The organism is Pseudomonas sp. NPDC085632, from assembly GCF_044541255.1.
Classification (GTDB): Bacteria; Pseudomonadota; Gammaproteobacteria; order Pseudomonadales; family Pseudomonadaceae; genus Aquipseudomonas.
Genome location: NZ_JBITSX010000029.1, coordinates 44,874 through 66,577, shown reverse-complemented (window position 1 = coordinate 66,577; position 21,704 = coordinate 44,874). Strand labels below are relative to the sequence as shown.

The 21,704-nt window shown below is 59.8% G+C and carries 20 protein-coding genes and 1 pseudogene; 18 read left to right on the top strand and 3 right to left on the bottom strand.

The window, feature by feature from the left end:
* The 8 genes from ACIF4X_RS18610 to ACIF4X_RS18575 all read left to right on the top strand — a co-directional run.
* Positions 1–634, top strand: a 634-nt coding sequence (locus tag ACIF4X_RS18610) for a FliM/FliN family flagellar motor switch protein (protein ID WP_397483248.1), incomplete at its 5' end; no start/stop codon positions are given.
* A gap of 56 nt (positions 635–690) precedes the next feature.
* Positions 691–1,140 carry a flagellar motor switch protein FliN gene (gene fliN / locus ACIF4X_RS18605; protein WP_007920031.1) on the top strand — a complete coding sequence of 150 codons (450 nt, stop codon included), beginning with the start codon at positions 691–693 and terminating at the stop codon, positions 1,138–1,140.
* Positions 1,141–1,593 (top strand): flagellar biosynthetic protein FliO, encoded by a 453-nt coding sequence (gene fliO, locus ACIF4X_RS18600; RefSeq protein ID WP_397483247.1) that lies wholly within the window; start codon positions 1,141–1,143, stop codon positions 1,591–1,593. It abuts the gene before it with no gap.
* Positions 1,593–2,351 (top strand): flagellar type III secretion system pore protein FliP, encoded by a 759-nt coding sequence (gene fliP, locus ACIF4X_RS18595; RefSeq protein WP_064121002.1) that lies wholly within the window; start codon positions 1,593–1,595, stop codon positions 2,349–2,351. Before fliO ends, fliP begins: the two co-directional genes overlap by 1 nt.
* Positions 2,348–2,617, top strand: a complete 270-nt coding sequence (gene fliQ, locus ACIF4X_RS18590) for a flagellar biosynthesis protein FliQ (RefSeq protein ID WP_007920026.1) — start codon at positions 2,348–2,350, stop codon at positions 2,615–2,617. Before fliP ends, fliQ begins: the two co-directional genes overlap by 4 nt.
* A 3-nt stretch (positions 2,618–2,620) precedes the next feature.
* Entirely contained in the window at positions 2,621–3,406 is a 786-nt protein-coding gene (gene fliR, locus ACIF4X_RS18585) for a flagellar biosynthetic protein FliR (RefSeq protein ID WP_397483246.1), read from the top strand.
* Positions 3,407–3,409: 3 nt separating this feature from the next.
* Positions 3,410–4,549: a flagellar biosynthesis protein FlhB gene (gene flhB, locus ACIF4X_RS18580; protein WP_397483245.1), complete on the top strand. Its 1,140-nt coding sequence runs from the start codon at positions 3,410–3,412 to the stop codon at positions 4,547–4,549.
* Between the two features lie 139 nt (positions 4,550–4,688).
* The gene (locus ACIF4X_RS18575) at positions 4,689–4,925 is read left to right on the top strand and encodes a hypothetical protein (protein ID WP_397483244.1); all 237 of its coding nucleotides are present in this window, start codon (positions 4,689–4,691) and stop codon (positions 4,923–4,925) included.
* Between the two features lie 192 nt (positions 4,926–5,117).
* Here ACIF4X_RS18575 and ACIF4X_RS18570 read toward each other — a convergent pair whose 3' ends face one another.
* The 3 genes and pseudogenes from ACIF4X_RS18570 to ACIF4X_RS18560 form a co-directional block, all read right to left on the bottom strand.
* On the bottom strand, positions 5,118–5,477 hold the full coding sequence (locus ACIF4X_RS18570; protein ID WP_397483243.1) for a DUF6124 family protein: 360 nt from the start codon (positions 5,475–5,477) through the stop codon (positions 5,118–5,120).
* A gap of 567 nt (positions 5,478–6,044) precedes the next feature.
* Entirely contained in the window at positions 6,045–9,239 is a 3,195-nt protein-coding gene (locus ACIF4X_RS18565) for an Ig-like domain-containing protein (protein WP_397483242.1), read from the bottom strand.
* 238 nt (positions 9,240–9,477) lie between these two features.
* Positions 9,478–9,744, bottom strand: a pseudogene (locus ACIF4X_RS18560) (DUF6124 family protein); the annotation flags it as partial.
* A gap of 271 nt (positions 9,745–10,015) precedes the next feature.
* Between ACIF4X_RS18560 and flhA the strand changes: the two are divergent.
* The 10 genes from flhA (at position 10,016) to motD (ending at position 21,686) form a co-directional block, all read left to right on the top strand.
* Positions 10,016–12,145 carry a flagellar biosynthesis protein FlhA gene (gene flhA, locus ACIF4X_RS18555; RefSeq protein WP_007920014.1) on the top strand — a complete coding sequence of 710 codons (2,130 nt, stop codon included), beginning with the start codon at positions 10,016–10,018 and terminating at the stop codon, positions 12,143–12,145.
* Between the two features lie 11 nt (positions 12,146–12,156).
* Entirely contained in the window at positions 12,157–13,497 is a 1,341-nt protein-coding gene (flhF, locus tag ACIF4X_RS18550) for a flagellar biosynthesis protein FlhF (RefSeq protein WP_007920012.1), read from the top strand.
* Positions 13,498–13,613: 116 nt separating this feature from the next.
* The gene (gene fleN, locus ACIF4X_RS18545) at positions 13,614–14,444 is read left to right on the top strand and encodes a flagellar synthesis regulator FleN (protein WP_003222917.1); all 831 of its coding nucleotides are present in this window, start codon (positions 13,614–13,616) and stop codon (positions 14,442–14,444) included.
* Positions 14,441–15,181, top strand: a complete 741-nt coding sequence (gene fliA, locus ACIF4X_RS18540) for an RNA polymerase sigma factor FliA (RefSeq protein ID WP_007920004.1) — start codon at positions 14,441–14,443, stop codon at positions 15,179–15,181. Before fleN ends, fliA begins: the two co-directional genes overlap by 4 nt.
* A gap of 166 nt (positions 15,182–15,347) precedes the next feature.
* Positions 15,348–15,719 (top strand): chemotaxis response regulator CheY, encoded by a 372-nt coding sequence (locus ACIF4X_RS18535; RefSeq protein WP_161986607.1) that lies wholly within the window; start codon positions 15,348–15,350, stop codon positions 15,717–15,719.
* An 18-nt stretch (positions 15,720–15,737) separates the two neighbouring features.
* Complete coding sequence (locus tag ACIF4X_RS18530) at positions 15,738–16,526, top strand: protein phosphatase CheZ (protein ID WP_007920000.1); 789 nt, start codon at positions 15,738–15,740, stop codon at positions 16,524–16,526.
* Between the two features lie 54 nt (positions 16,527–16,580).
* Positions 16,581–18,848: a chemotaxis protein CheA gene (locus ACIF4X_RS18525; protein WP_397483241.1), complete on the top strand. Its 2,268-nt coding sequence runs from the start codon at positions 16,581–16,583 to the stop codon at positions 18,846–18,848.
* A gap of 49 nt (positions 18,849–18,897) precedes the next feature.
* A complete protein-coding gene (locus ACIF4X_RS18520; protein WP_108226835.1) occupies positions 18,898–20,043 on the top strand; it encodes a chemotaxis response regulator protein-glutamate methylesterase in 1,146 nt (381 codons plus the stop codon).
* Positions 20,043–20,783: a flagellar motor protein gene (locus ACIF4X_RS18515; protein WP_016987476.1), complete on the top strand. Its 741-nt coding sequence runs from the start codon at positions 20,043–20,045 to the stop codon at positions 20,781–20,783. The genes ACIF4X_RS18520 and ACIF4X_RS18515 overlap by 1 nt, the downstream gene beginning before the upstream one ends.
* Positions 20,784–20,795: 12 nt before the next feature.
* Positions 20,796–21,686, top strand: coding sequence for a flagellar motor protein MotD (gene motD, locus ACIF4X_RS18510; RefSeq protein WP_064390875.1), 891 nt, complete (start codon positions 20,796–20,798; stop codon positions 21,684–21,686).
* Positions 21,687–21,704 lie beyond the last annotated feature (18 nt).

The following is a 21,704-nucleotide window of genomic DNA, read 5'->3' as shown; positions in this document are numbered from 1 at the left end:
CACCGCGCTGTTCAACCTCGACGCCAAACTGGTGTTCAAGCTGGTGGACAACTTCTTCGGCGGTGACGGCCGTCACGCGAAGATCGAAGGGCGTGAATTCACCCCGACCGACCTGCGCGTGGTGCGCATGGTGCTGGAGCAGGCTTTCGTCGATTTGAAAGAAGCCTGGCAGGCGATCATGGAAGTCAATTTCGAGTACATCAACTCGGAAGTGAACCCGGCCATGGCCAACATCGTCGGCCCGAGCGAAGCGATCGTGGTCTCCACCTTCCACATCGAACTCGATGGCGGTGGCGGCGATCTGCACGTGACCATGCCGTACTCGATGATCGAGCCGGTGCGCGAAATGCTCGATGCCGGTTTCCAGTCCGACCTCGACGATCAGGACGAGCGCTGGGTCAACGCCCTGCGCCAGGACGTGCTCGACGTCGACGTGCCGATCGGTGCGACCGTCGCGCGCCGCCAGTTGAAGCTGCGCGACATCCTGCACATGCAGCCGGGGGATGTGATCCCGGTCGAGATGCCGGACGAAATGATCATGCGCGCCAACGGCGTGCCGGCCTTCAAGGTCAAGATGGGCTCGCACAAAGGCAACCTCGCGTTGCAGGTGATCGAGCCGATCGAGCGTCGCTGAAGCGGCGCTCCAACCCCCAAGCATTTAACTGAATTTTTGCCCGCCGAGGACAAATGATGAACGACGATATGAACGCCCAGGACGACCAGGCACTGGCTGACGAATGGGCTGCCGCCCTGGAAGAAACCGGTGATGGTCAGGCTGACATCGACGCCCTGCTGGCCGCCGACGCAGCCAGCGGCTCGCGTCTGCCGATGGAAGAGTTCGGCAGCGTGCCGAAGAACAACGACCCGGTGACCCTCGACGGCCCGAACCTGGACGTGATCCTCGACATCCCGGTATCGATCTCGATGGAAGTGGGTAGCACCGACATCAACATCCGCAACCTGCTGCAACTCAACCAGGGTTCGGTGATCGAGCTTGATCGTCTGGCCGGCGAGCCGCTGGACGTGTTGGTCAACGGCACGCTGATCGCGCACGGCGAAGTAGTGGTGGTCAACGAGAAGTTCGGCATCCGCCTGACCGACGTGATCAGCCCAAGCGAACGCATCAAGAAGCTGCGCTGAGTGAAACGGTTTCTCTGGGCTTTGCTGGCATTGCCATTGAGCGTGCTGGCCGCCGAACCGTCGACGACCACCACAGTGCCTGCCGCCACCGCGCCGATGGTCAACAGCGGCGTGGCCGGACAACTGACGCAATTGGTGTTCGGCCTGTTGCTGGTGCTGGGGTTGATCTTCTTCCTCGCCTGGCTGTTGCGCCGCGTGCAGCAGGCAGGTCCGGCCGGCAAGGGCCAGGTGATCGAGCTGATCGGTTCGCGCGCGCTCGGGCCGCGTGACCGGTTGATGCTGGTGCAGGTCGGCAACGAGCAGATTCTGCTCGGCCTGAGCCCCGGCACCATCACCGCGTTGCATGTGCTCAAGGAGCCGGTGCCGGTGCCGAGCACCAGTGAAAAAGCCACTCCGGATTTTGCCCAGCAGTTGCTGAAGATACTCGGCAAGGATCAAAAGGATAAGAAGTAATGGGTGCGTTACGCATCGTCTTGACGCTGGCCTTGTTGCTGGCCGCGCCGCTGGCGTTCGCCGCCGATCCGTTGTCGATCCCGGCGATCACGCTGGGCACCAACGCCGATGGCGCGCAGGAATATTCGGTCAGTCTGCAGATCCTGCTGATCATGACCGCCCTGAGCTTCATTCCGGCGGCCGTGATTCTGATGACCAGCTTCACCCGGATCATCATTGTCTTTTCGATCCTGCGTCAGGCCCTCGGCCTGCAACAGACGCCGTCGAACCAGATCCTCACCGGCATGGCGCTGTTCTTGACCATGTTCATCATGGCCCCGGTGTTCGACCGGGTGAACAACGATGCCCTGCAACCGTATCTGGCGGAAAAACTCACCGCTCAGCAAGCGGTAGAAAAAGCCCAGGTGCCGATCAAGGACTTCATGCTCGCCCAGACCCGCACCAGCGATCTGGAGCTGTTCATGCGCCTGTCAAAGCGCACCGACATTGCCACGCCGGATCAGGCCCCGCTGACCATTCTGGTGCCGGCGTTCGTGACCTCCGAGCTTAAAACCGCGTTCCAGATCGGCTTCATGATCTTCATTCCGTTCCTGATCATCGACCTCGTCGTGGCCAGTGTCCTGATGGCGATGGGTATGATGATGCTCTCGCCGCTGATCATCTCGCTGCCGTTCAAGATCATGCTGTTTGTGCTGGTGGATGGCTGGGCGCTGATCATCGGCACCCTGGCCAGCAGTTTTGGAGGTGTCTCGCCATGACGCCGGAAGTTGCGGTCGATATCTTTCGTGAAGCCCTTTGGCTGACCACATTGATGGTCGCGATTCTGGTGGTGCCGAGCTTGTTGGTCGGCTTGCTGGTGGCGATGTTCCAGGCTGCGACCCAGATCAACGAACAGACGTTGAGCTTCCTGCCGCGTCTGCTGGTGATGCTGGTGACGTTGATCGTCGCCGGTCCGTGGATCGTGCAGACCTTCATGGAATACATCATCCAGTTGTACAAAAACATCCCGATGGTCATCGGCTAAGCCATGCAATCGCTGCTTCAGCTGACCGACACCCAGATCAGTTCCTGGGTGGCCTCATTCATGTTGCCGCTGTTTCGCGTCGCCTCGATGTTGATGGTCATGCCGGTGTTCGGCACGACGCTGGTGTCGCGGCGGATCCGCCTGTATTTCGCCGTGGCCATCACCGTGTGCATTGCCCCGAGCCTGCCGCCGATGCCGGCGGTCAGCCCGCTGGACCTCAGCGGTTTGCTGCTGATAGCCGAGCAGATTCTCGTTGGCGCGGTGCTGGGGTTTTCCCTGCAACTGTTTTTCCAGGCCTTTGCCGTGGCCGGGCAGATTGTCGCGATCCAGATGGGCATGGGCTTCGCCTCGATGGTCGACCCGGCCAACGGTGTGTCGGTGGCGGTGATCGGGCAGTTCTTCACCATGCTGGTGACGCTGTTGTTCCTGTCGATGAACGGCCATCTGGTGGTCTTCGAAGTGCTCACCGAAAGCTTCACCACGCTGCCGGTCGGCAGCGGTCTGATGACCGCGCATTACTGGGAACTGGCCGGCAAACTTGGTTGGGTGCTGGGGGCGGCGTTGCTGCTGGTATTGCCGGCGGTCACCGCACTGCTGGTGGTCAACATCGCCTTCGGCGTGATGACCCGCGCCGCGCCGCAACTGAACATTTTCTCCATCGGTTTCCCGCTGACCCTGGTGCTCGGCCTGTTTATCGTCTGGGTCGGCCTGGCGGACATTCTCAACCAGTATCAACCGCTGGCCAGCGAGGCCTTGCAGTTGCTACGCGAACTGGCACGGGCGCGCTGAGTCATGGCAGAGAGCGAAAGCGGTCAGGACAAAACAGAAGACCCCACGGAGAAACGTAAAAAGGACTCCCGTGAGAAGGGTGAGATTGCCCGTTCCAAAGAGCTCAATACCCTCGCCGTGATGATGGCCGGCGCCGGTGCGCTGCTGGTGTTCGGCGGTATGCTCGCCGAAGACCTGATGGAACTGATGCGCCTGAACTTCACGCTGTCCCGTGAGGTGATCATGGATCAGGGCGCCATGGGCGCGTTTCTGTTGCAGTCGGGCAAGCTCGCACTGGTAGCGGTTCAGCCGATAATGATCACCCTGTTGCTGGCCGCGCTGATCGGGCCGATTTCGCTGGGTGGCTGGCTGTTTGCGGCGGGTTCCATGGCGCCCAAATTCAGCCGGATGAACCCGGCGGCGGGCCTGAAGCGGATGTTTTCGTTCAAGTCCGTGGTTGAACTGCTCAAGGCGCTGGCCAAGTTTCTGATCACCTTGGGCGTGGCGTTGGTGGTGTTGTCGTCGGACGTCGATGACCTTCTGCGGATCGCCCATGAGCCACTGGAGTCAGCGATCATTCACAGCGTCACGCTGGTCGGCTGGAGCACCTTGTGGCTGGCCTGCGGCCTGATCATCATCGCCGCCGTCGACGTGCCGGTGCAGCTCTGGGAAGCCCACAAGAAACTGCTGATGACCAAGCAGGAAGTGCGCGACGAGCACAAGGATCAGGAGGGTCGCCCGGAAGTCAAACAGCGCATCCGCCAGACCCAGCGCGAAATGTCCCAGCGCCGCATGATGGCGGCGATTCCCGACGCCGACGTGGTCATCACCAACCCGACCCACTACGCCGTCGCGCTCAAGTACGACTCGGAGAAGGGCGGGGCGCCGATGCTGATTGCCAAGGGCAGCGACTTCCTCGCACTGAAGATTCGCGAAATCGCCGTGGCCAACAACGTCATGCTCCTCGAGTCGCCGGGGCTGGCGCGTTCGATCTACTACTCCACCGAACTCGACCAGGAAATTCCCGGCGGGCTGTATCTGGCGGTTGCCCAAGTCTTGGCATACGTGTACCAGATTCGCCAGTACCGCGCCGGCAAGGGCAAACGCCCGGACCCGCTCAAGGACGACTTGCCGATTCCGCCGGATCTGCGCCGCGATTCCTGACGTTGCTGTGCAGCCTTTGGTCTGAGATTCCCCTCTACTGTCAACTCTGACAGGTGCGCTCGCCGTGATTTTGCAGTTTGATGCAAGGTGCTGCCGCGAACCTGGCGCGGTCAGGCGGACGAGTGCAGGGAGCAAGGCAATGAAAGGTATTTTCAGCAGCTATGACGAAAAAACCGGAAGAGGCACCATCACGCCGAAGCAATCGGGACGATCCCTTTCCTTTGCCGAAGCCACGGGTTTTTTTCTGACCGCCAAAGAATACCGATTCAGCATTCCATTGGCCGATGCCTTGCAGGCGAATATCAAAGTGGGCGGCGAGGTCGAGTTCGAATTGCCCAAAAGCAAGAATGGAAAAGTGAAAATCCTCCGGTATTGAGCGATCGATCGCAAAGCCGCTGAAACGCAAAAAACCGCCGTCCCGATTAACGGGGCGGCGGTTTTTTTCTGATCGTTCCCACGCTCTGCGTGGGAATGCAGCCCGGGACGCTCCGCGTCCCTTCCGAAGCCGAACGCGGAGCATCCGCGGAGGCATTCCTTTGCTGTGCGTGGGAACGATCATCGCGTGTCGCTACTGCGGCAACTCCAGATTATCCATCACCCGATTAACCGCCAGTTCCCCGAGCATGATCAATTGCGCGATCCCCAGCAGCGCCCTGCGCTGTGACGCGGGGATGAGGTGGGCGAAGTCATGGGCGATGGTTCTGGCCGAAGCGAGTGTTTCGCTGGCATCGGCCAGCAGTTCCTCGTTTTTGAAGTCAGCGGTGACGGCGTACATGCGGCGGGTTTTACGCGGTGGTGGCGTGGAGCCGGGTGGGCAGAGGTAGTGATCGAGGGCGCGGTCGGCGGCTTCGTGGAGTTTTTTTGAATCGAGGGATTCGTAGGGGGAGGTGGGGTCGGTTTCGGGTGGGTTGGGTGTTGGTTTGATCATGGTGAAACTCCTTTGAAGTGGAGCCGCTACAACCTGTCGCTAAACAGGAAGGGTGGCGGCTGTACGCAGGTTAGCGAACCGGTCAAAGGCACCCGGCAGACCCGAAGGTCTCCCGCATACAGCCACCATGACGAAATCGCGAAAATACAGATCCGCAACGAAGCCTGGAACGCCGATGCACCTTTGACTTGAGTTCGAGTCGCTAAACCCGATCGCTGATTCGTCAGCGACCGGCCCACAATAGAACCCCACCCCAAAGCGCACAAGCCGGCGGATTCTGGCTTGGCTGTAGGCAAAGGCGCAAGGATTTGTAGCCTCGAAGGCGTGTCTGAAGGTGTCTTTTAAACACCAGTGTTTAAAAGGCGATTTGCACTGACTTAACTGGCCCCTTCGCGAGCAAGCTCGCTCCCGCATTTGGAATGCGTTTCCCTGTGGGAGCGAGCTTGCTCGCGAAAGGGCCATCCGGGTCAGCATAAAATCTCGATCAAGCTCCGCTGTTCAAATCACTGGTTAAATAAAACCGTCCTCTTTTCTTTATGGATTATTAGTACCTTGTTAGTGGAAGAGTTACTTGTCGGGAATCCAAGTGACTGCATCTATGCCAAATGAGTGTGTCGAAATGTTGGGGTAGTTAGAACCTGAGGTAAGTTCTACAGTAGTGAATGGTTCATTTTCAGAAATGAACATAAAATCTTTGTTGGGAAAAAAGTACGTACCAATAGCGGTGCCGTTTGAACGTAAAAGTCGAAATTTATCGCCATGGGACGGTGTTGCATTACTATTGAATCCAAAGCCTCGAACACTGCTGTTGAAAGAAAATGTCGCAACAGAGTTGCGTGCAAAATTGAGATACCGAGGTAGGTTTGGGTAATCTGCAACTGTCGTATAGAAGGTGTTGAAACCGTTGGAGTGTCCGTCATTTCGCAAAACAGTGAGTTTCATTCCACTGGGATAGTTTTGCGGGACGTTTATTGGAGGTTTTCCTGAAGTAAGTCCGACCCAAGTATGTATGAAGGCCACAAACAAGGTGCGCGAGGACGATACTGGATTGTTGCCATAGCGGCCTTTTGCGGTGAATTTGTGTTCTTTTTTTGTCAAATCTGTGATTTTTTTAAACCAAATCCCAGTTGTTACATCGGCATCAGTGATCCCTAGAGAGGTAGTGCCGTCAAAGACTTCGACCTTTTGGCCTTTGGCCGCGACACCACTCAGGGTTACGGCAGTTTCCCCCGTGACCCCGCCTTGGGGGATTTCGACATCGCTGGGAGAGCCTTTGACCGATGTCAACGTTGGTGCGGCAGCCGCCGTCACAGTCAGTGTGCGCACATTTGACCATTGCGGGGACGGAGTATACAGCGACCCTGCGTATAACCTCCGGGCACCCACTGCAACAGTAATCGACAACTCCCATATGCCTGTTGTTGTCGAGGCTGTGGCCACCCCCTTGGAGGTGTGGCTCGCGCCGTTTCCATCAAAAATTTCGACTCTCTGGCCCTTGCTCGCGGTGCCTTTGAGCGTCAGGGCGGTGCTGACGGTAGTTTGTCCCTCGGGGATTTCAACGTTTTTGTCGTCCAGCACATTGCTCAGCGTCGGCACAATGACCGCCGTGACAGTGAGCGTGTAGGCCGCAGAGACGGGTTCTGCGGCGTACTTTCCTATCGCGGTAAAACTGTGTTTCGTCACACTCAGCCCCGACGCGGTGTAGGTCCAGATTCCAGAAACCGGATCGGCCGTGACCTGATCCTTGACGGTGGCACCATCGCGTATCTCGACGTTCTTGCCTTTGGCCGCCATGCCGCTCAGCACCACGCTGGTTTCAACAGTGGTGCCACCCTCGACAATGTCCTTGCCGCTTGGCGATTCCTTGACCGAGGCGATGGTCGGTGGATCGAGCGCCACCGGTTGCCCCACCGTAAACTCCAGATCATTCGAATAACTGGTCGTATTACTCGCTGCCCGAAAAATCTCGTAGTTCACCTTCACTTTTTTCCCGCGATTAGGCTCGATGTGCTGCGCCACAAACGCCGCGTTCAGCGGGAAGTTCACGTCCTTGTCCTTGGATAAGGTGTTGAGTACTTTCGAGTCGGTAACAGGCTCATTGCCTTCAACGATCCAGAAAAACTTCACGATATCGTAGGGCTCGGTCGGCACAGCCACCGGCCGTGGGGCGGTGATTTTGCTGACGCCACCGGGCAGGTCCTTGGGTTCCAGGGCTCCGTCCTTTTCGCCAAGGACGATGGGTTTGACCAGTTCCCGTTGCGCTTTACCGACGTTGAGCAACGAGGCGTGCAGCGAGGCGCGGCGGGTGATGGTGCCGTTTTCGTCGGTCAGCAGGTTGTACGACAGACGCAGCGTGCCGCCCTCCAGGGTTTTGCCGTGTTCGCCCTCGACGGTGACGATGAACCCCGCAGGGTCATCGGCCTCGTCTTGGCTGGGGAAATACCAGTCCAGTTCGGGGTCGTAAATCGTGAGGTCGGACCGGGTGCCGAACAATTTGAGCTCGATGGCGTTGTCCGGGGTGATCAGCGGATCGTAGGGGATGCGGATGCGGTATTCGGGCGCATTCGGGTCGAGCGCGCCACTGATCTGGTCGATCGCGATGGGCGCGGCCAAGCGCGTGGCCTCACCGATGACGCTGTAGGCGCGGGACTTGGATCTGGAGTTGTCGACCACGACGCCGCCGCGACGCACATGATAGGAGTACACCACCGTACGTTTGGCCAAGGCGCGCAGGGTGCTGTTGTTGTGCGCGATCGAGACTCGCACCGGTGGCGTGGTTTCAATACGCTGGATCACCAATTCGCTGATCTCTGTACCTTCGTCGTCGGTACCGAAGACGCTGAGGTAGATCTCGTCGAATTTTTTAAAGATGTTCACGTCTACCGCCCAGACCTCCACCAGCGGCAGTTCTTCCCCCAACGCCTCCAGATCCACGACGAGACCGTCGGCCTGTTTGAGGAGGGGCGCCCCCAGCCGCAAGCCCTGGGTGTCGACGACAATACGCACGGCCTCGCACCAATCTTCGGACTCGTTGTGCACGCGGTCGCGGATCTTGTAGCTGACCGACACCCCGTCGGAGTCGCCGGCTGAGAGGATGGTGGCCTCGTCGGCCAGAACCACGATGGGATTACCCTCTGGATCGTCGAGCTGTTCCTGGGTGACGGGCTCGGACTCCACGGTTTTCCCGGCCCAGGCCAGGATAAGCACATCACCGACGGCGCAGTTCCGGTAGAGCCAGCCATCGCCGGGCTTGGGTTTGGCGTAGATCAGCACGCCTTCCTCGGCGGTGGCCTTGTCGACACCGTCGCGCACCACATCCGGCGGATCGAAGGCCATGGTCAGTTCGGAGTGGCCATAGTCGGGATTGGTGTCCTGACCGCCGGGCAGTTCGAGTTTGACGAAGAGCTTGATCGACGGTCCTGGCTCGGGCTTCTGCCCGAACCGCGTGATCTGGTAGGACAGTTCCCAGTCGCCGCTGGGCAAACGCTCGGGCGCGACGAACAGGGTGACGCGCTTGTCCACTTCGATCTTATCGGTGATGGTCTTTTGATCCACCATGGTTTTGTTCAGAAGCAATTTGCAGTTGTCGCCCACACTCATGTTGTTCCAGGCGGAAATCTGGGTCTTCAGCCCCTTGATGAAGTTGAGTCGTGCGGCGGCGAGGTTGATGCCCCAGGTGCCGTCCGGTAACAGAATGCCGCCGGGGATTTCCGGGTCGAGGAGGGACAGGACCGAGATTTGTTTGCGTGGTTGGACGAGCATGACGGGCACTCCTGCCGGGGGTTTGGGCGATGGAGTGATTAGGGCGCGGAATCGAGAAATGCGCACCTGTCAGATCTGACAGGTGAAGACGGTTAAACGACGAGTGGTCGCTTACTCTATGAAAACCGCCGTCCCGGTTGATCCGGAATGGCGGTTTTTTTGTCTGGAAAGATGTGTTGCCTGGAAGTCAGGCTTCGTGAGCAAGCTCACTCCCACAGGGATCATCAGTAGTGGCGCTTTACTGCGGCAACTCCAGATTATCCATCACTCGATTCACCGCCAGCTCGCCGAGCATGATCAATTGCGCGATGCCCAGCAGCGTCCTGCGTTGCGACGCGGGGATTAGATGAGCGAAGTCATGAGCGATGGTTCTGGCTGAGGCGAGTGTTTCGCTGGCGTCGGCCAGCAGTTCTTCGTTTTTGAAGTCGGCGGTAACGGCGTACATCCGGCGAGCTTTACGGGGTGGTGGGGTTGAGCCGGGTGGGCAGAGGTAGTGATCGAAGGCGTGTCTGAAGGTGTCTTTTAAACACCTGAGTTTAAAAGGCGATTTGCGCTGACTTTACTGGCCCCTTCGCGAGCAAGCTCGCTCCCACAGGGAAGCGCATTCCAAATGTGGGAGCGAGCTTGCTCGCGAAAGGGCCATCCTGGCCAATGGAAAATCTTCGGTTAATCCTCTCTGTTTCAATCCTTGGCAAAAGTTGGAAAGCTTCTTGCAGTACCCGCCGTGAGCCCGCTCTGGGCGTCAAAAGTTTGCTTTAAAGGAACGGGGAAAACCGGTGGATCGCTCTCAGTTATTCAACACAGCACGCACAAACGTTGCCGATTTAAGTCGAGGCAATCTGGGCGTGCCGTTGCTGTTGCTGGTGATGCTGGCGATGATGATGTTGCCGGTGCCGCCGTTCCTGCTCGACGTGTTTTTCACCTTCAACATCGCGCTGTCGATCGTCGTTCTGCTGGTCTGCGTGTACGCGCTGCGGCCGCTGGATTTCGCCGTGTTCCCGACGATTCTGCTGGTCGCGACGTTGTTGCGACTGGCGTTGAACGTGGCGTCGACGCGCGTTGTAATGCTCCACGGTCAGGACGGCCACGCCGCTGCCGGTAAGGTGATTCAGGCCTTCGGTGAGGTGGTGATCGGCGGTAACTACGTGGTTGGTATCGTGGTCTTCGCAATCCTGATGATCATCAACTTCGTCGTGGTGACCAAAGGTGCCGGGCGGATTTCCGAGGTGAGCGCGCGCTTCACCCTCGATGCAATGCCCGGCAAACAAATGGCGATCGACGCCGACCTCAACGCCGGTCTGATCGACCAGAACCAGGCCAAGATGCGTCGTCAGGAAGTCGCCCAAGAGGCGGAGTTCTACGGTTCGATGGACGGTGCCAGCAAGTTCGTGCGTGGTGACGCCATTGCCGGCCTGCTGATTCTGTTCATCAACCTCATCGGCGGCATGGCCGTTGGTATCTTCCAGCACAACATGAGCTTCGGCGATGCCGGCCGGGTTTACGCCTTGCTGACCATCGGTGACGGTTTAGTGGCGCAATTGCCATCACTGTTGTTATCGACAGCGGCGGCGATCATGGTGACCCGTGCTTCCGGTTCGGAAGACATGGGCAAGCAGATCAATCGGCAGATGTTCGCCTCGCCGAAAGCGCTGGCAGTGGCCGCAGGCTTGATGGCAGTGATGGGCCTGGTGCCCGGCATGCCGCACTTCTCGTTCCTGAGCATGGCTGCACTGGCTGCGGGCGGCGCGTACCTGTTCTGGAAGAAACAGAACGTCGCCAAGGTCGTGGCGCTGGAAGAGGTCAAGCGTCAGCAGGAACTGCTGCCGTCGCCGGCCCGCGCCATGGAAACCAAGGAACTGGGCTGGGACGACGTGACGCCGATCGACATGATCGGCCTGGAAGTCGGCTATCGCCTGATTCCGCTGGTGGACCGCAACCAGGGCGGGCAGTTGCTGGCGCGGATCAAGGGTGTGCGCAAGAAGCTCTCGCAGGATCTGGGCTTCCTGATGCCGACCGTGCACATCCGCGACAACCTCGATCTGGCGCCAAGCGCCTATCGCCTGACCCTGATGGGCGTGATCCTCGCCGAAGCCGAGATCTACCCGGATCGCGAACTGGCGATCAACCCGGGCCAGGTCTACGGCACGCTCAACGGTATCAACGCCAAAGATCCGGCTTTCGGCCTGGAGGCGGTGTGGATCGAAATCAGCCAGCGTGCGCAGGCACAATCGCTCGGTTACACCGTGGTCGACGCCAGCACTGTGGTCGCGACGCACTTGAACCAGATTCTGTACAAACACTCCAGTGAGCTGATCGGCCACGAAGAAGTGCAGCAACTCATGCAATTGCTGGCCAAAAGCTCGCCGAAACTGGCAGAAGAGCTGGTGCCGGGCGTGGTCTCGTTGTCGCAGTTGCTCAAAGTGCTGCAAGCCTTGCTTGCCGAACACGTGCCGGTGCGCGACATCCGCAGCATTGCCGAAGCCATCGCCAACAACGCCGCGAAGAGTCAAGATACCGCCGCGCTGGTGGCTGCTGTGCGCGTCGGCGTATCCCGCGCCATCGTCCAAAGCATTGTAGGCACTGAGTCCGAGCTGCCTGTGATCACCTTGGAACCAAGGTTGGAACAAATATTGCTCAATAGTCTGCAGAAGGCAGGACAAGGCTCGGAAGAGGGCGTTCTGCTGGAGCCAAGCATGGCCGAGAAGCTGCAACGTTCGCTCATCGAAGCGGCGCAGCGTCAGGAAATGCAAGGTCAGCCGGTGATCCTCTTGGTAGCCGGCCCGATCCGCGCGATGCTCTCGCGCTTTGGCCGCCTCGCAGTCCCTGGGCTGCATGTGCTGGCCTACCAGGAAATACCGGACAACAAGCAAGTGACCATCGTTGCGACAGTAGGGCCCAACGGCTGAGGTAGTGGTTTATGCAAGTTAAGCGTTTCTTTGCCGCCGATATGCGTCAGGCCATGAAGCTGGTTCGTGATGAGCTGGGCGCTGATGCCGCCATCATTGGCAACCGCCGCATTGCCGGCGGTGTCGAGCTGACGGCGGCACTGGATTACAAGCTGTCGGCGCTGGCGCCACGGGTTCCGAACATGGAACTCGAAGATGAGCTGCGCAAGACCCAGTCGCGCATCGTCACCGCTCAGGCCGAGTTGAGCCTGCGTGGCGAAGCCGACGGCAACAGCAATCGCCAGATTTTCGCCGGGCTGCCGTTGACGGCCGGCCTGCCGTTGACCGCTGCTGAACCGCTGACCGAGCCGACTTACGCCGCTCCGGCGCGTCCGGCCCCGGCGCCTGCGCAGTCCTCCGGCGGTGTTGATCCGCGTGCCCTGGATTCGATGCGCTTTGAATTGAACAGCCTGCGCGAGCTGATGGAAGTCCAGCTCGGCACCCTGGCCTGGAATCAGCTGCAAGGCAGCCGTCCGGCGCAAGCCAACCTGTATCGTCGTCTGCAACGTATCGGCCTGTCCGGCCCGTTGTCGCGCGATCTGCTGGCGATGATCACTGATATCGAAGAGCCGCGTCAGGCCTGGCGCATGCTGCTCGCGCACCTGGCACGGATGATTGCCGTCCCGGAAGTCGAGCCACTGGAAGAGGGCGGTGTGATTGCCATGGTCGGCCCTGCCGGCATGGGCAAGACCACCACGCTGGCCAAACTGGCCGCACGCTACGTGCTCAAGTACGGCGCGCAGAATGTGGCGCTGGTGAGCATGGACAGTTTCCGTATCGGCGCGCAGGAACAACTGAAGACGCTGGGGCGCATTCTCAATGTGCCGGTGACTCACGTCGACCCGGGCCAATCGCTGGTGCAAGCGCTGGATCCACTGCTGCGCAAACGCGTGGTGTTGATCGATACTGCCGGCCTGCAAGCCAGCGATCCGGCCCTGCGCATGCAGCTCGAAAGTCTGGCCGGGCGTGGCATTCGCTCAAAAAATTATCTGGTCTTGGCAACCACCAGCCAGAAACAGGTTCTAACCGCCGCTTATCACAGTTACAAGCGTTGCGGGCTCGCCGGGTGCATCCTGACTAAACTGGATGAAACGGCCAGCCTTGGCGAAGTGTTAAGCCTGGCGATCAGTCATGAATTGCCGGTCGCGTACCTGACCGATGGCCCACGGATCCCGGATGATTTGCATCTGCCGCGCCGTCATCAATTGGTCAGCCGCGCCGTCAGCGTGCAAATGCAGGAAGAACCCAGCGAAGAAGCCATGGCCGACATGTTCGCTGATATCTATCACAGCCCGACCAAGCAGGTAGGCTGAGGTATTCATGAACAGTTTTTGTACCTACATCGATGGTCTGCCATGCATTGTTCCGGTTGTGAACGCGCAGCCAGTAATGTGGCCTCCGTCTATGCAAGACAAGGTAAAGAAATAACATGGGCAGCATGCATCCCGTACAGGTGATCGCGGTGACCGGCGGCAAAGGTGGCGTCGGCAAGACTAACGTGTCAGTGAACTTGTCCCTGGCGCTGGCAGAGCTTGGCCGTCGGGTCATGTTGCTGGACGCCGATCTGGGGCTGGCGAACGTCGACGTTCTGCTGGGGCTGACCCCCAAACGCACGCTGGCCGACGTCATCGAAGGCCGCTGTGAGCTGCGCGACGTTCTGTTGCAAGGCCCCGGCGGGATTCGCATTGTGCCGGCCGCGTCCGGCACCCAGAGCATGGTGCACCTGAGCCCGGCGCAGCACGCCGGCCTGATTCAGGCGTTCAGCGACATCGGCGACAATCTCGACGTGCTGGTGATCGACACCGCTGCGGGTATTGGTGACTCGGTAGTCAGTTTTGTTCGCGCAGCCCAGGAAGTGTTGCTGGTGGTCTGCGACGAGCCAACCTCGATCACTGATGCCTACGCACTGATCAAACTGCTTAACCGCGATTACGGCATGAACCGCTTCCGCGTCCTCGCCAACATGGCGCAGAGCCCGCAGGAAGGGCGCAATCTGTTCGCCAAGTTGACCAAGGTCACGGATCGTTTCCTTGACGTGGCCCTACAATACGTCGGCGCCGTGCCTTACGACGAAAGCGTGCGTAAAGCGGTGCAGAAGCAGCGTGCGGTGTACGAAGCCTTCCCGCGTTCCAAGTGCGCGCTGGCGTTCAAGGCGATCGCGCAGAAGGTCGATACCTGGCCGCTGCCCGCCAACCCGCGTGGCCACCTTGAGTTTTTCGTCGAGCGCCTCGTGCAGCAAACGGCAGGGCCCGTGCTATGACCGCAAGCGGTATGAACTACTACAAGAAGTCGGCACGTGACGCGCAGTACGAACTGATCGAGCGTTACGCGCCACTGGTCAAACGCATTGCCTATCACTTGCTGGCACGCTTGCCGGCCAGTGTGCAGGTTGAAGATTTGATCCAGGCCGGGATGATCGGCCTGCTCGAAGTCTCGACCAAATACGACGCCAGCAAAGGCGCCAGTTTCGAAACGTACGCGGGCATACGAATCCGCGGCGCGATGCTCGACGAAGTGCGCAAAGGGGACTGGGCGCCACGCTCGGTTCACCGCAATACCCGGATGGTGAGCGACGCGATTCGCTCAATTGAAGCTAAAACCGGCCGTGATGCTAAAGATCACGAGGTTGCGGCCGAACTCCAATTGAGTCTCGACGATTACTACGGGATTTTGAATGACACCTTGGGCAGTCGCCTGTTCAGTTTCGACGACCTGTTGCAGGACGGCGAACACGAAGGGCTGCACGAGGATGGCGCGAGTGCTCATCTTGAGCCGTCACGCGATCTGGAAGATGAACGTTTCCAGGCAGCGTTGGCGGACGCGATTGCCAATTTGCCGGAGCGTGAGCGACTGGTGTTGGCGCTGTACTACGACGAAGAGCTGAACCTCAAGGAGATCGGTGAAGTCCTTGGCGTCAGTGAATCGCGGGTCAGCCAGTTACACAGCCAGTGCGCGGCCCGTTTGCGGGGGCGTTTGGGGGAGTGGCGAGCGCGCTGAAGGCAGTGTGGGGACACTGCGAACGAGGCTGGTGCGGTGATGAACGGCACCGGTCTTGCTCTGTTGTGCTCCAGACAGTCTTCGAGTGCTGCGCCGATTGATTGAAGTGGCGCGTCCAGGTGCTGGGCGCGTTTAAGACTGCTTGGAGGTCGAATTGAACAAAGACATGAAAATCCTCATCGTTGATGACTTCTCAACGATGCGGCGGATCATCAAGAACCTGCTGCGTGATCTTGGGTTCACCAACACCGTCGAGGCTGACGATGGCGTGACTGCCATTCCAGTGCTCAACAGCGGCAGCATCGACTTTCTGGTAACGGACTGGAACATGCCGGGCATGACCGGTATCGACCTGCTGCGCCACGTGCGTGCCGATGAAAAACTCAAGCACCTGCCCGTGCTGATGGTGACTGCAGAAGCCAAGCGCGAGCAGATCATTGAAGCCGCTCAGGCCGGTGTAAACGGCTACGTCGTCAAACCTTTCACGGCTCAGGCGTTGAAAGACAAAATCGAGAAGATTTTCGAACGCATCGGCTGATGAACGCGCGGGGGAGCTATGGAGCATAACGAATCTTCACAGGGCGATTTCGAGTCGACCCTGAAAAAACACGCCGTCGAACTGGTCGAAAGCCTTGAAAAAGGCAGGTTCGGCGACGCTGTGCAACTGATCCATGAGCTCAATCAGACCCGTGACCGTGGCCTGTACCAGGAAGTGGGCAAGCTCACACGTGAACTGCACAGTGCGATCGTCAACTTCCAGATCGACCCGAACATGCCGCAGGCCGAGGAAGTGTCGCAAATCACCGACGCCACCGAACGCCTGGGCTATGTGGTCAAGCTGACAGAGGCCGCGGCCAACCGCACCATGGATCTGGTGGAAAGCGCCACGCCGGTGGTCAACAGTCTGGCTGATGAAGCCCAGACCTTGAGCGCCGATTGGGGTCGCTTCATGCGTCGCGAGGTCGGGGCTGAAGAGTTCCGCGAGCTGGCGCGCCGGGTCGACGGTTTTCTGTCACGCAGCAGCACGGACAACCGTGCGGTGTCGAGCAATCTCAACGACATCCTGCTGGCCCAGGATTACCAGGACCTGACCGGTCAGGTGATCAAGCGTGTGACCCAACTGGTCACCGAAGTCGAAAGCAATTTGCTCAAACTCGTGCTCATGGCCAGTCAGGTCGACCGCTTTGCGGGCATCGAACATGACCGTGCCGCGATGCTTGCAGAAAAAGATCCACAAAAACATCTCTCGCAGGGTGAAGGTCCGCAGATTCATGCCGATAAACGAGAAGACGTTGTGTCCGGTCAGGACGATGTGGACGATTTGTTATCCAGCCTCGGGTTCTAGAGTTTTGGAATTTTAGGTTTTTTGGGTTTTTAGACCTGTAGGAGCACCCCATTAATGAGCTTCGGCGCCGATGAAGAGATCCTTCAGGATTTCCTGGTTGAGGCCGGCGAGATTCTTGAGCAACTGTCCGAGCAACTGGTCGAGCTGGAAAGCCGACCGGATGACGCAGATCTGCTCAACGCAATTTTTCGCGGTTTCCACACTGTAAAAGGGGGCGCCGGCTTCCTTCAGCTCAACGAGCTGGTGGAGTGCTGTCACATCGCCGAAAACGTGTTCGACATCCTGCGTAAGGGTGAGCGTCGCGTTGATGCAGAACTGATGGACGTGGTGCTCGAAGCACTGGACGCGGTGAACAGCATGTTCAGCGAAGTCCGTGAACGCGCACCGATCACCGCCGCCACCCCGGAACTGCTGGCCGCTCTGGCGCGCCTGGCCGAACCGCAATCGGCGGATGCAGCCCCGGCTTCGCCGGTGGCCGAGATGATTGAAGATCTGGTCGTCGAAGGCGACTCGGGCGACATCACCGATAACGAATTTGAACAGCTGCTGGACTCGCTGAACGCCGTCAAGGCCGAAGCTGAAGCCCCGGCCGCTGCTGCCCCCGCGCAAACGGCCGCTGAAGCCGCGAGCGATGAAATTACCGATGCCGAATTCGAGTCGTTGCTCGATCAGTTGCACGGCAAGGGCCAGTTCGCGGTGGACGCGGTTGCACCAGCGGCCGCAGCCCCTGCGGCACCGGCCAAGGGCGACAGCTCGGACATCACCGACGACGAATTCGAAGCCCTGCTCGATCAGTTGCACGGTAAAGGCAACTTTGCCGTCGATGCACTGGAGTCGGCAATCGCCTCGGCGCCTGCGCCGGCCGCACCGGTGGCCGCCGCTGCCGGCAGCGATCTGATCAGCGATCACGAGTTCGAATCGCTGCTCGACGAATTGCACGGCAAAGGCAAGTTCACTGAAGTCGGCACCGCCGCTGCTGGCAGTGCTTCGACCGTCGCCACACCGGCTGCCAAGGCACCGGCCGCTGCTGCAGCGCCCAAGCCTGCCGCCAAGCCTGAGCCGAAAGCCGAAGCGCCGAAACCGGCCGCCGCTGCTGCACCGGCTCCGGCCCGTGCGCCGGCGACACCGCCACCGGAAAAACCGGCGAGCGAAGCCGAAACCACCGTGCGCGTCGACACGGCACGTCTCGACGAAATCATGAACATGGTCGGCGAGTTGGTGCTGGTGCGTAACCGTCTGGTGCGCCTGGGGCTGAACAGCGGCGATGAAGCCATGCAAAAGGCTGTGTCGAACCTCGACGTGGTCACGGCTGACTTGCAGACCGCGGTGATGAAGACGCGGATGCAGCCGATCAAGAAGGTCTTCGGGCGCTTCCCGCGTCTGGTTCGTGACCTCGCGCGTCAGCTGAAGAAAGAGATCAACCTGGAACTGGTGGGTGAAGAAACCGACCTCGACAAAAACCTTGTCGAGGCCCTGGCCGACCCGCTGGTCCACTTGGTGCGCAACGCGGTCGACCACGGCATCGAGTCGCCGGAAGAACGCGAAGCCTCGGGCAAGGCCCGTGGCGGTCGCGTGGTACTGGCAGCCGAGCAAGAGGGCGACCATATCCTGCTGTCGATTTCCGATGACGGCAAAGGCATGGACCCGAATGTCCTGCGCGCCATCGCGGTAAAACGCGGCGTGATGGACAAGGACGCGGCCGATCGCCTGAGCGATACCGAGTGCTACAACCTGATTTTTGCCCCGGGTTTCTCGACCAAGACCGAGATCTCCGACGTCTCCGGCCGTGGCGTCGGCATGGACGTGGTGAAAACCAAGATTTCCCAGCTCAACGGTTCGATCAACATCTACTCGACCAAGGGCCAGGGCTCGAAGATCGTCATCAAGGTGCCGCTGACCCTCGCGATCATGCCAACCCTGATGGTGATGCTCGGCAATCAGGCGTTTGCGTTCCCGTTGGTCAACGTCAACGAAATCTTCCACCTCGACCTGTCGACCACCAACGTCGTCGACGGCCAGGAAGTGGTGATCGTGCGGGACAAGGCGCTGCCATTGTTCTACCTCAAGCGCTGGCTGGTCAGCTCCGCCGCTCACGAAGAGCAGCGTGAAGGCCACGTGGTGATCCTTTCGGTGGGCACGCAGCGGATCGGCTTCGTCGTCGATCAGCTAGTCGGTCAGGAAGAAGTGGTCATCAAGCCATTGGGCAAAATGCTGCAGGGCACTCCGGGCATGTCCGGCGCCACCATCACCGGTGACGGCCGCATCGCGCTGATTCTCGATGTTCCAAGCATGCTCAAGCGTTACGCCGCACGGCGTATTTGAATCCGGGGCGGCGGGACGACAACGTCCCGCTGCACCTAATGGAGTGTTTATGGCAGTCAAAGTCCTGGTGGTGGACGATTCGGGTTTTTTCCGCCGCCGCGTCTCGGAAATTCTTTCTGCGGATCCGAGCATTCAGGTGGTCGGCACTGCAACCAACGGTAAAGAGGCGATTGATCAGGCGCTGGCGCTCAAGCCGGACGTGATCACCATGGACTACGAGATGCCGATGATGGACGGCATCACGGCAGTGCGGCACATCATGCAGCGCTGCCCGACCCCGGTGTTGATGTTCTCCTCGCTGACGCATGAAGGCGCCCGGGTCACCCTGGATGCGCTGGACGCCGGCGCGGTGGATTTCCTGCCGAAGAATTTCGAAGACATCTCCCGTAACCCGGAGAAGGTCAAGCAGTTGCTGTGCGAGAAGGTGCATAGCATTTCGCGCAGTAACCGTCGTTTCAGTGCCTACAGCGCGCCTGCGCCGGTTGCTGCTCCTGCGCCTGCACCGACCCCGGCTGCATCCAGCTTCAGCAGCCATAGCAGCCACAGCACCAGCGCGCCAACGCGTCCGGCTCCCGCTCCAGCGCCGACTCGCGCTCCAGCCGCCAGCGCGTCGTCGCCGGCGCCGAAACGCAAGGCCTACAAACTGGTTGCCATCGGTACCTCGACGGGCGGCCCGGTGGCCCTGCAACGCGTGCTGACTCAGTTGCCAGCGAATTTCCCGGCGCCGATCGTGCTGATCCAGCACATGCCGGCGGCGTTCACCAAGGCCTTCGCCGAACGTCTCGACAAGCTGTGCCGCATCAGCGTCAAGGAGGCCGAGGATGGCGACATCCTGCGTCCGGGCCTGGCGTTGCTCGCGCCGGGCGGCAAGCAGATGATGATCGATGGCCGTGGCGCGGTGAAAATCCTCCCGGGCGACGAACGCCTGAACTACAAGCCGTGCGTGGACATCACCTTTGGTTCGGCGGCGAAATCCTACGGCGACAAAGTTCTGGCGGTGGTGTTGACCGGCATGGGCGCTGACGGCCGTGAAGGTGCGCGTCTGCTCAAGCAGGGCGGCAGCGCCGTGTGGGCGCAGGATGAGGCCAGTTGCGTGATCTACGGCATGCCGATGGCCATCGTTAAAGCCGACCTCGCCGACGCGGTATACAGCCTCGACGACATCGGCAAACACATTGTCGAGGCGTGTATCTGATGGATGTTTTAAGCCTTATCGGGATCATCATGGCGTTCGTCGCCATCATCGGCGGTAACTACCTTGAAGGTGGTCACCTCGGTGCGCTGGCCAACGGCCCGGCGGCATTGATCGTACTGGGCGGCACCATCGGTGCCGCACTGCTGCAATCGCCGATGAGCGCGTTCAAGCGCGCCATGCAGATCCTCGCCTGGATTCTGTTCCCGCCACGGGTCGATCTGGCCGGTGGCATTGATCGCGTCGTCAACTGGAGCCTCACCGCACGCAAGGAAGGCCTGCTGGGTCTGGAAGGCGTGGCGGATGCCGAACCCGACAATTACTCGCGCAAAGGCCTGCAACTGCTGGTCGACGGTGCCGAGCCGGAAGCGATCCGCAGCATCCTCGAGGTGGATTTCTACACCCAGGAAGCCCGCGACATCGAAGCGGCAAAAGTCTTTGAAAGCATGGGCGGCTACGCGCCAACCATCGGCATCATCGGTGCAGTGATGGGCCTGATCCATGTGATGGGCAACCTCGCCGATCCGACGCAGTTGGGCAGCGGCATCGCCGTGGCTTTCGTCGCGACCATTTACGGTGTGGCCAGTGCCAACCTGGTGTTGCTGCCAATCGCCGCCAAGCTGAAGTCAATCGCGTTGCGGCAGTCGCGTTATCGCGAAATGTTGTTGGAAGGGATCCTGTCGATCGCCGAAGGTGAAAACCCTCGCTCCATTGAGTTGAAGCTGCAAGGCTTCATGGATTAAGGGAATAACCTCATGGCTCGTCGCAGGCATCAGGAAGAACACGTCAATCACGAGCGCTGGCTCGTGTCCTACGCGGATTTCATCACGTTGCTGTTCGCGTTCTTCGTGGTGATGTACTCGATTTCGTCGATCAACGAAGGCAAGTACAAAGAGATTTCCGAAGCGCTGGTCGGCGTCTTCAAAGACTCCGACCGCGCGCTCAAACCGATCCAGATTGGCGACGAACGACCGAAAACCGTGACCCCGGCCAAGCCGCTTGTCAAGGATGCCGAGCAGATCGACGCCGGTATCGCCGGTGCCAGTGACCCGCTGAAAAGCATCGCCGATGACATCAGCGCGGCGTTCGGCGACTTGATCAGCTCTAACCAGATGACCGTGCGCGGCAACGAGCTGTGGGTCGAGATCGAACTCAACTCCAGCCTGTTGTTCGGCAGCGGCGACGCCATGCCAAGCGACATCGCTTTCAACATCATCGACAAGGTGGCGGCGATTCTGAAACCGTTCGACAACCCGATCCATGTCGAAGGCTTTACCGACGATCAACCGATCCGCACCGCGCAGTACCCGACCAACTGGGAGCTGTCCTCGGCGCGGTCGGCGAGCATCGTGCGCATGCTGGCCATGCAGGGTGTGAACCCTGGCCGATTGGCATCGGTGGGTTACGGCGAGTTTCAACCGGTGGCCAACAACGCTACCGCTGAAGGCCGGGGGAAAAACCGCCGGGTGGTGCTGGTGGTCTCGCGCAATCTCGATGTACGTCGCAGCCTCACGGGCACCGGAACCGCCAATGCGCAACCGGACGCTGCGTTGAAGCGTGCTGGCACACAAACTGCACCGACCCCGGTCAAGACGCCGGGACGCGAGAGTGCCGTCAATTCTCCGTCACCCGCATTAACACGCTGAGCTATGTCTCGGTCGAGC

Coding starts and splice junctions, on each gene's coding strand:
- fliN (WP_007920031.1), top strand. CDS start 691: ATGAACGACGATATGAACGCCCAGGACGACCAGGCACTGGCTGACGAA.
- fliP (WP_064121002.1), top strand. CDS start 1,593: ATGGGTGCGTTACGCATCGTCTTGACGCTGGCCTTGTTGCTGGCCGCG.
- fliQ (WP_007920026.1), top strand. CDS start 2,348: ATGACGCCGGAAGTTGCGGTCGATATCTTTCGTGAAGCCCTTTGGCTG.
- fliR (WP_397483246.1), top strand. CDS start 2,621: ATGCAATCGCTGCTTCAGCTGACCGACACCCAGATCAGTTCCTGGGTG.
- flhB (WP_397483245.1), top strand. CDS start 3,410: ATGGCAGAGAGCGAAAGCGGTCAGGACAAAACAGAAGACCCCACGGAG.
- ACIF4X_RS18575 (WP_397483244.1), top strand. CDS start 4,689: ATGAAAGGTATTTTCAGCAGCTATGACGAAAAAACCGGAAGAGGCACC.
- ACIF4X_RS18570 (WP_397483243.1), bottom strand. CDS start 5,477: ATGATCAAACCAACACCCAACCCACCCGAAACCGACCCCACCTCCCCC.
- ACIF4X_RS18565 (WP_397483242.1), bottom strand. CDS start 9,239: ATGCTCGTCCAACCACGCAAACAAATCTCGGTCCTGTCCCTCCTCGAC.
- flhF (WP_007920012.1), top strand. CDS start 12,157: ATGCAAGTTAAGCGTTTCTTTGCCGCCGATATGCGTCAGGCCATGAAG.
- fleN (WP_003222917.1), top strand. CDS start 13,614: ATGGGCAGCATGCATCCCGTACAGGTGATCGCGGTGACCGGCGGCAAA.
- fliA (WP_007920004.1), top strand. CDS start 14,441: ATGACCGCAAGCGGTATGAACTACTACAAGAAGTCGGCACGTGACGCG.
- ACIF4X_RS18535 (WP_161986607.1), top strand. CDS start 15,348: ATGAAAATCCTCATCGTTGATGACTTCTCAACGATGCGGCGGATCATC.
- ACIF4X_RS18530 (WP_007920000.1), top strand. CDS start 15,738: ATGGAGCATAACGAATCTTCACAGGGCGATTTCGAGTCGACCCTGAAA.
- ACIF4X_RS18525 (WP_397483241.1), top strand. CDS start 16,581: ATGAGCTTCGGCGCCGATGAAGAGATCCTTCAGGATTTCCTGGTTGAG.
- ACIF4X_RS18520 (WP_108226835.1), top strand. CDS start 18,898: ATGGCAGTCAAAGTCCTGGTGGTGGACGATTCGGGTTTTTTCCGCCGC.
- ACIF4X_RS18515 (WP_016987476.1), top strand. CDS start 20,043: ATGGATGTTTTAAGCCTTATCGGGATCATCATGGCGTTCGTCGCCATC.
- motD (WP_064390875.1), top strand. CDS start 20,796: ATGGCTCGTCGCAGGCATCAGGAAGAACACGTCAATCACGAGCGCTGG.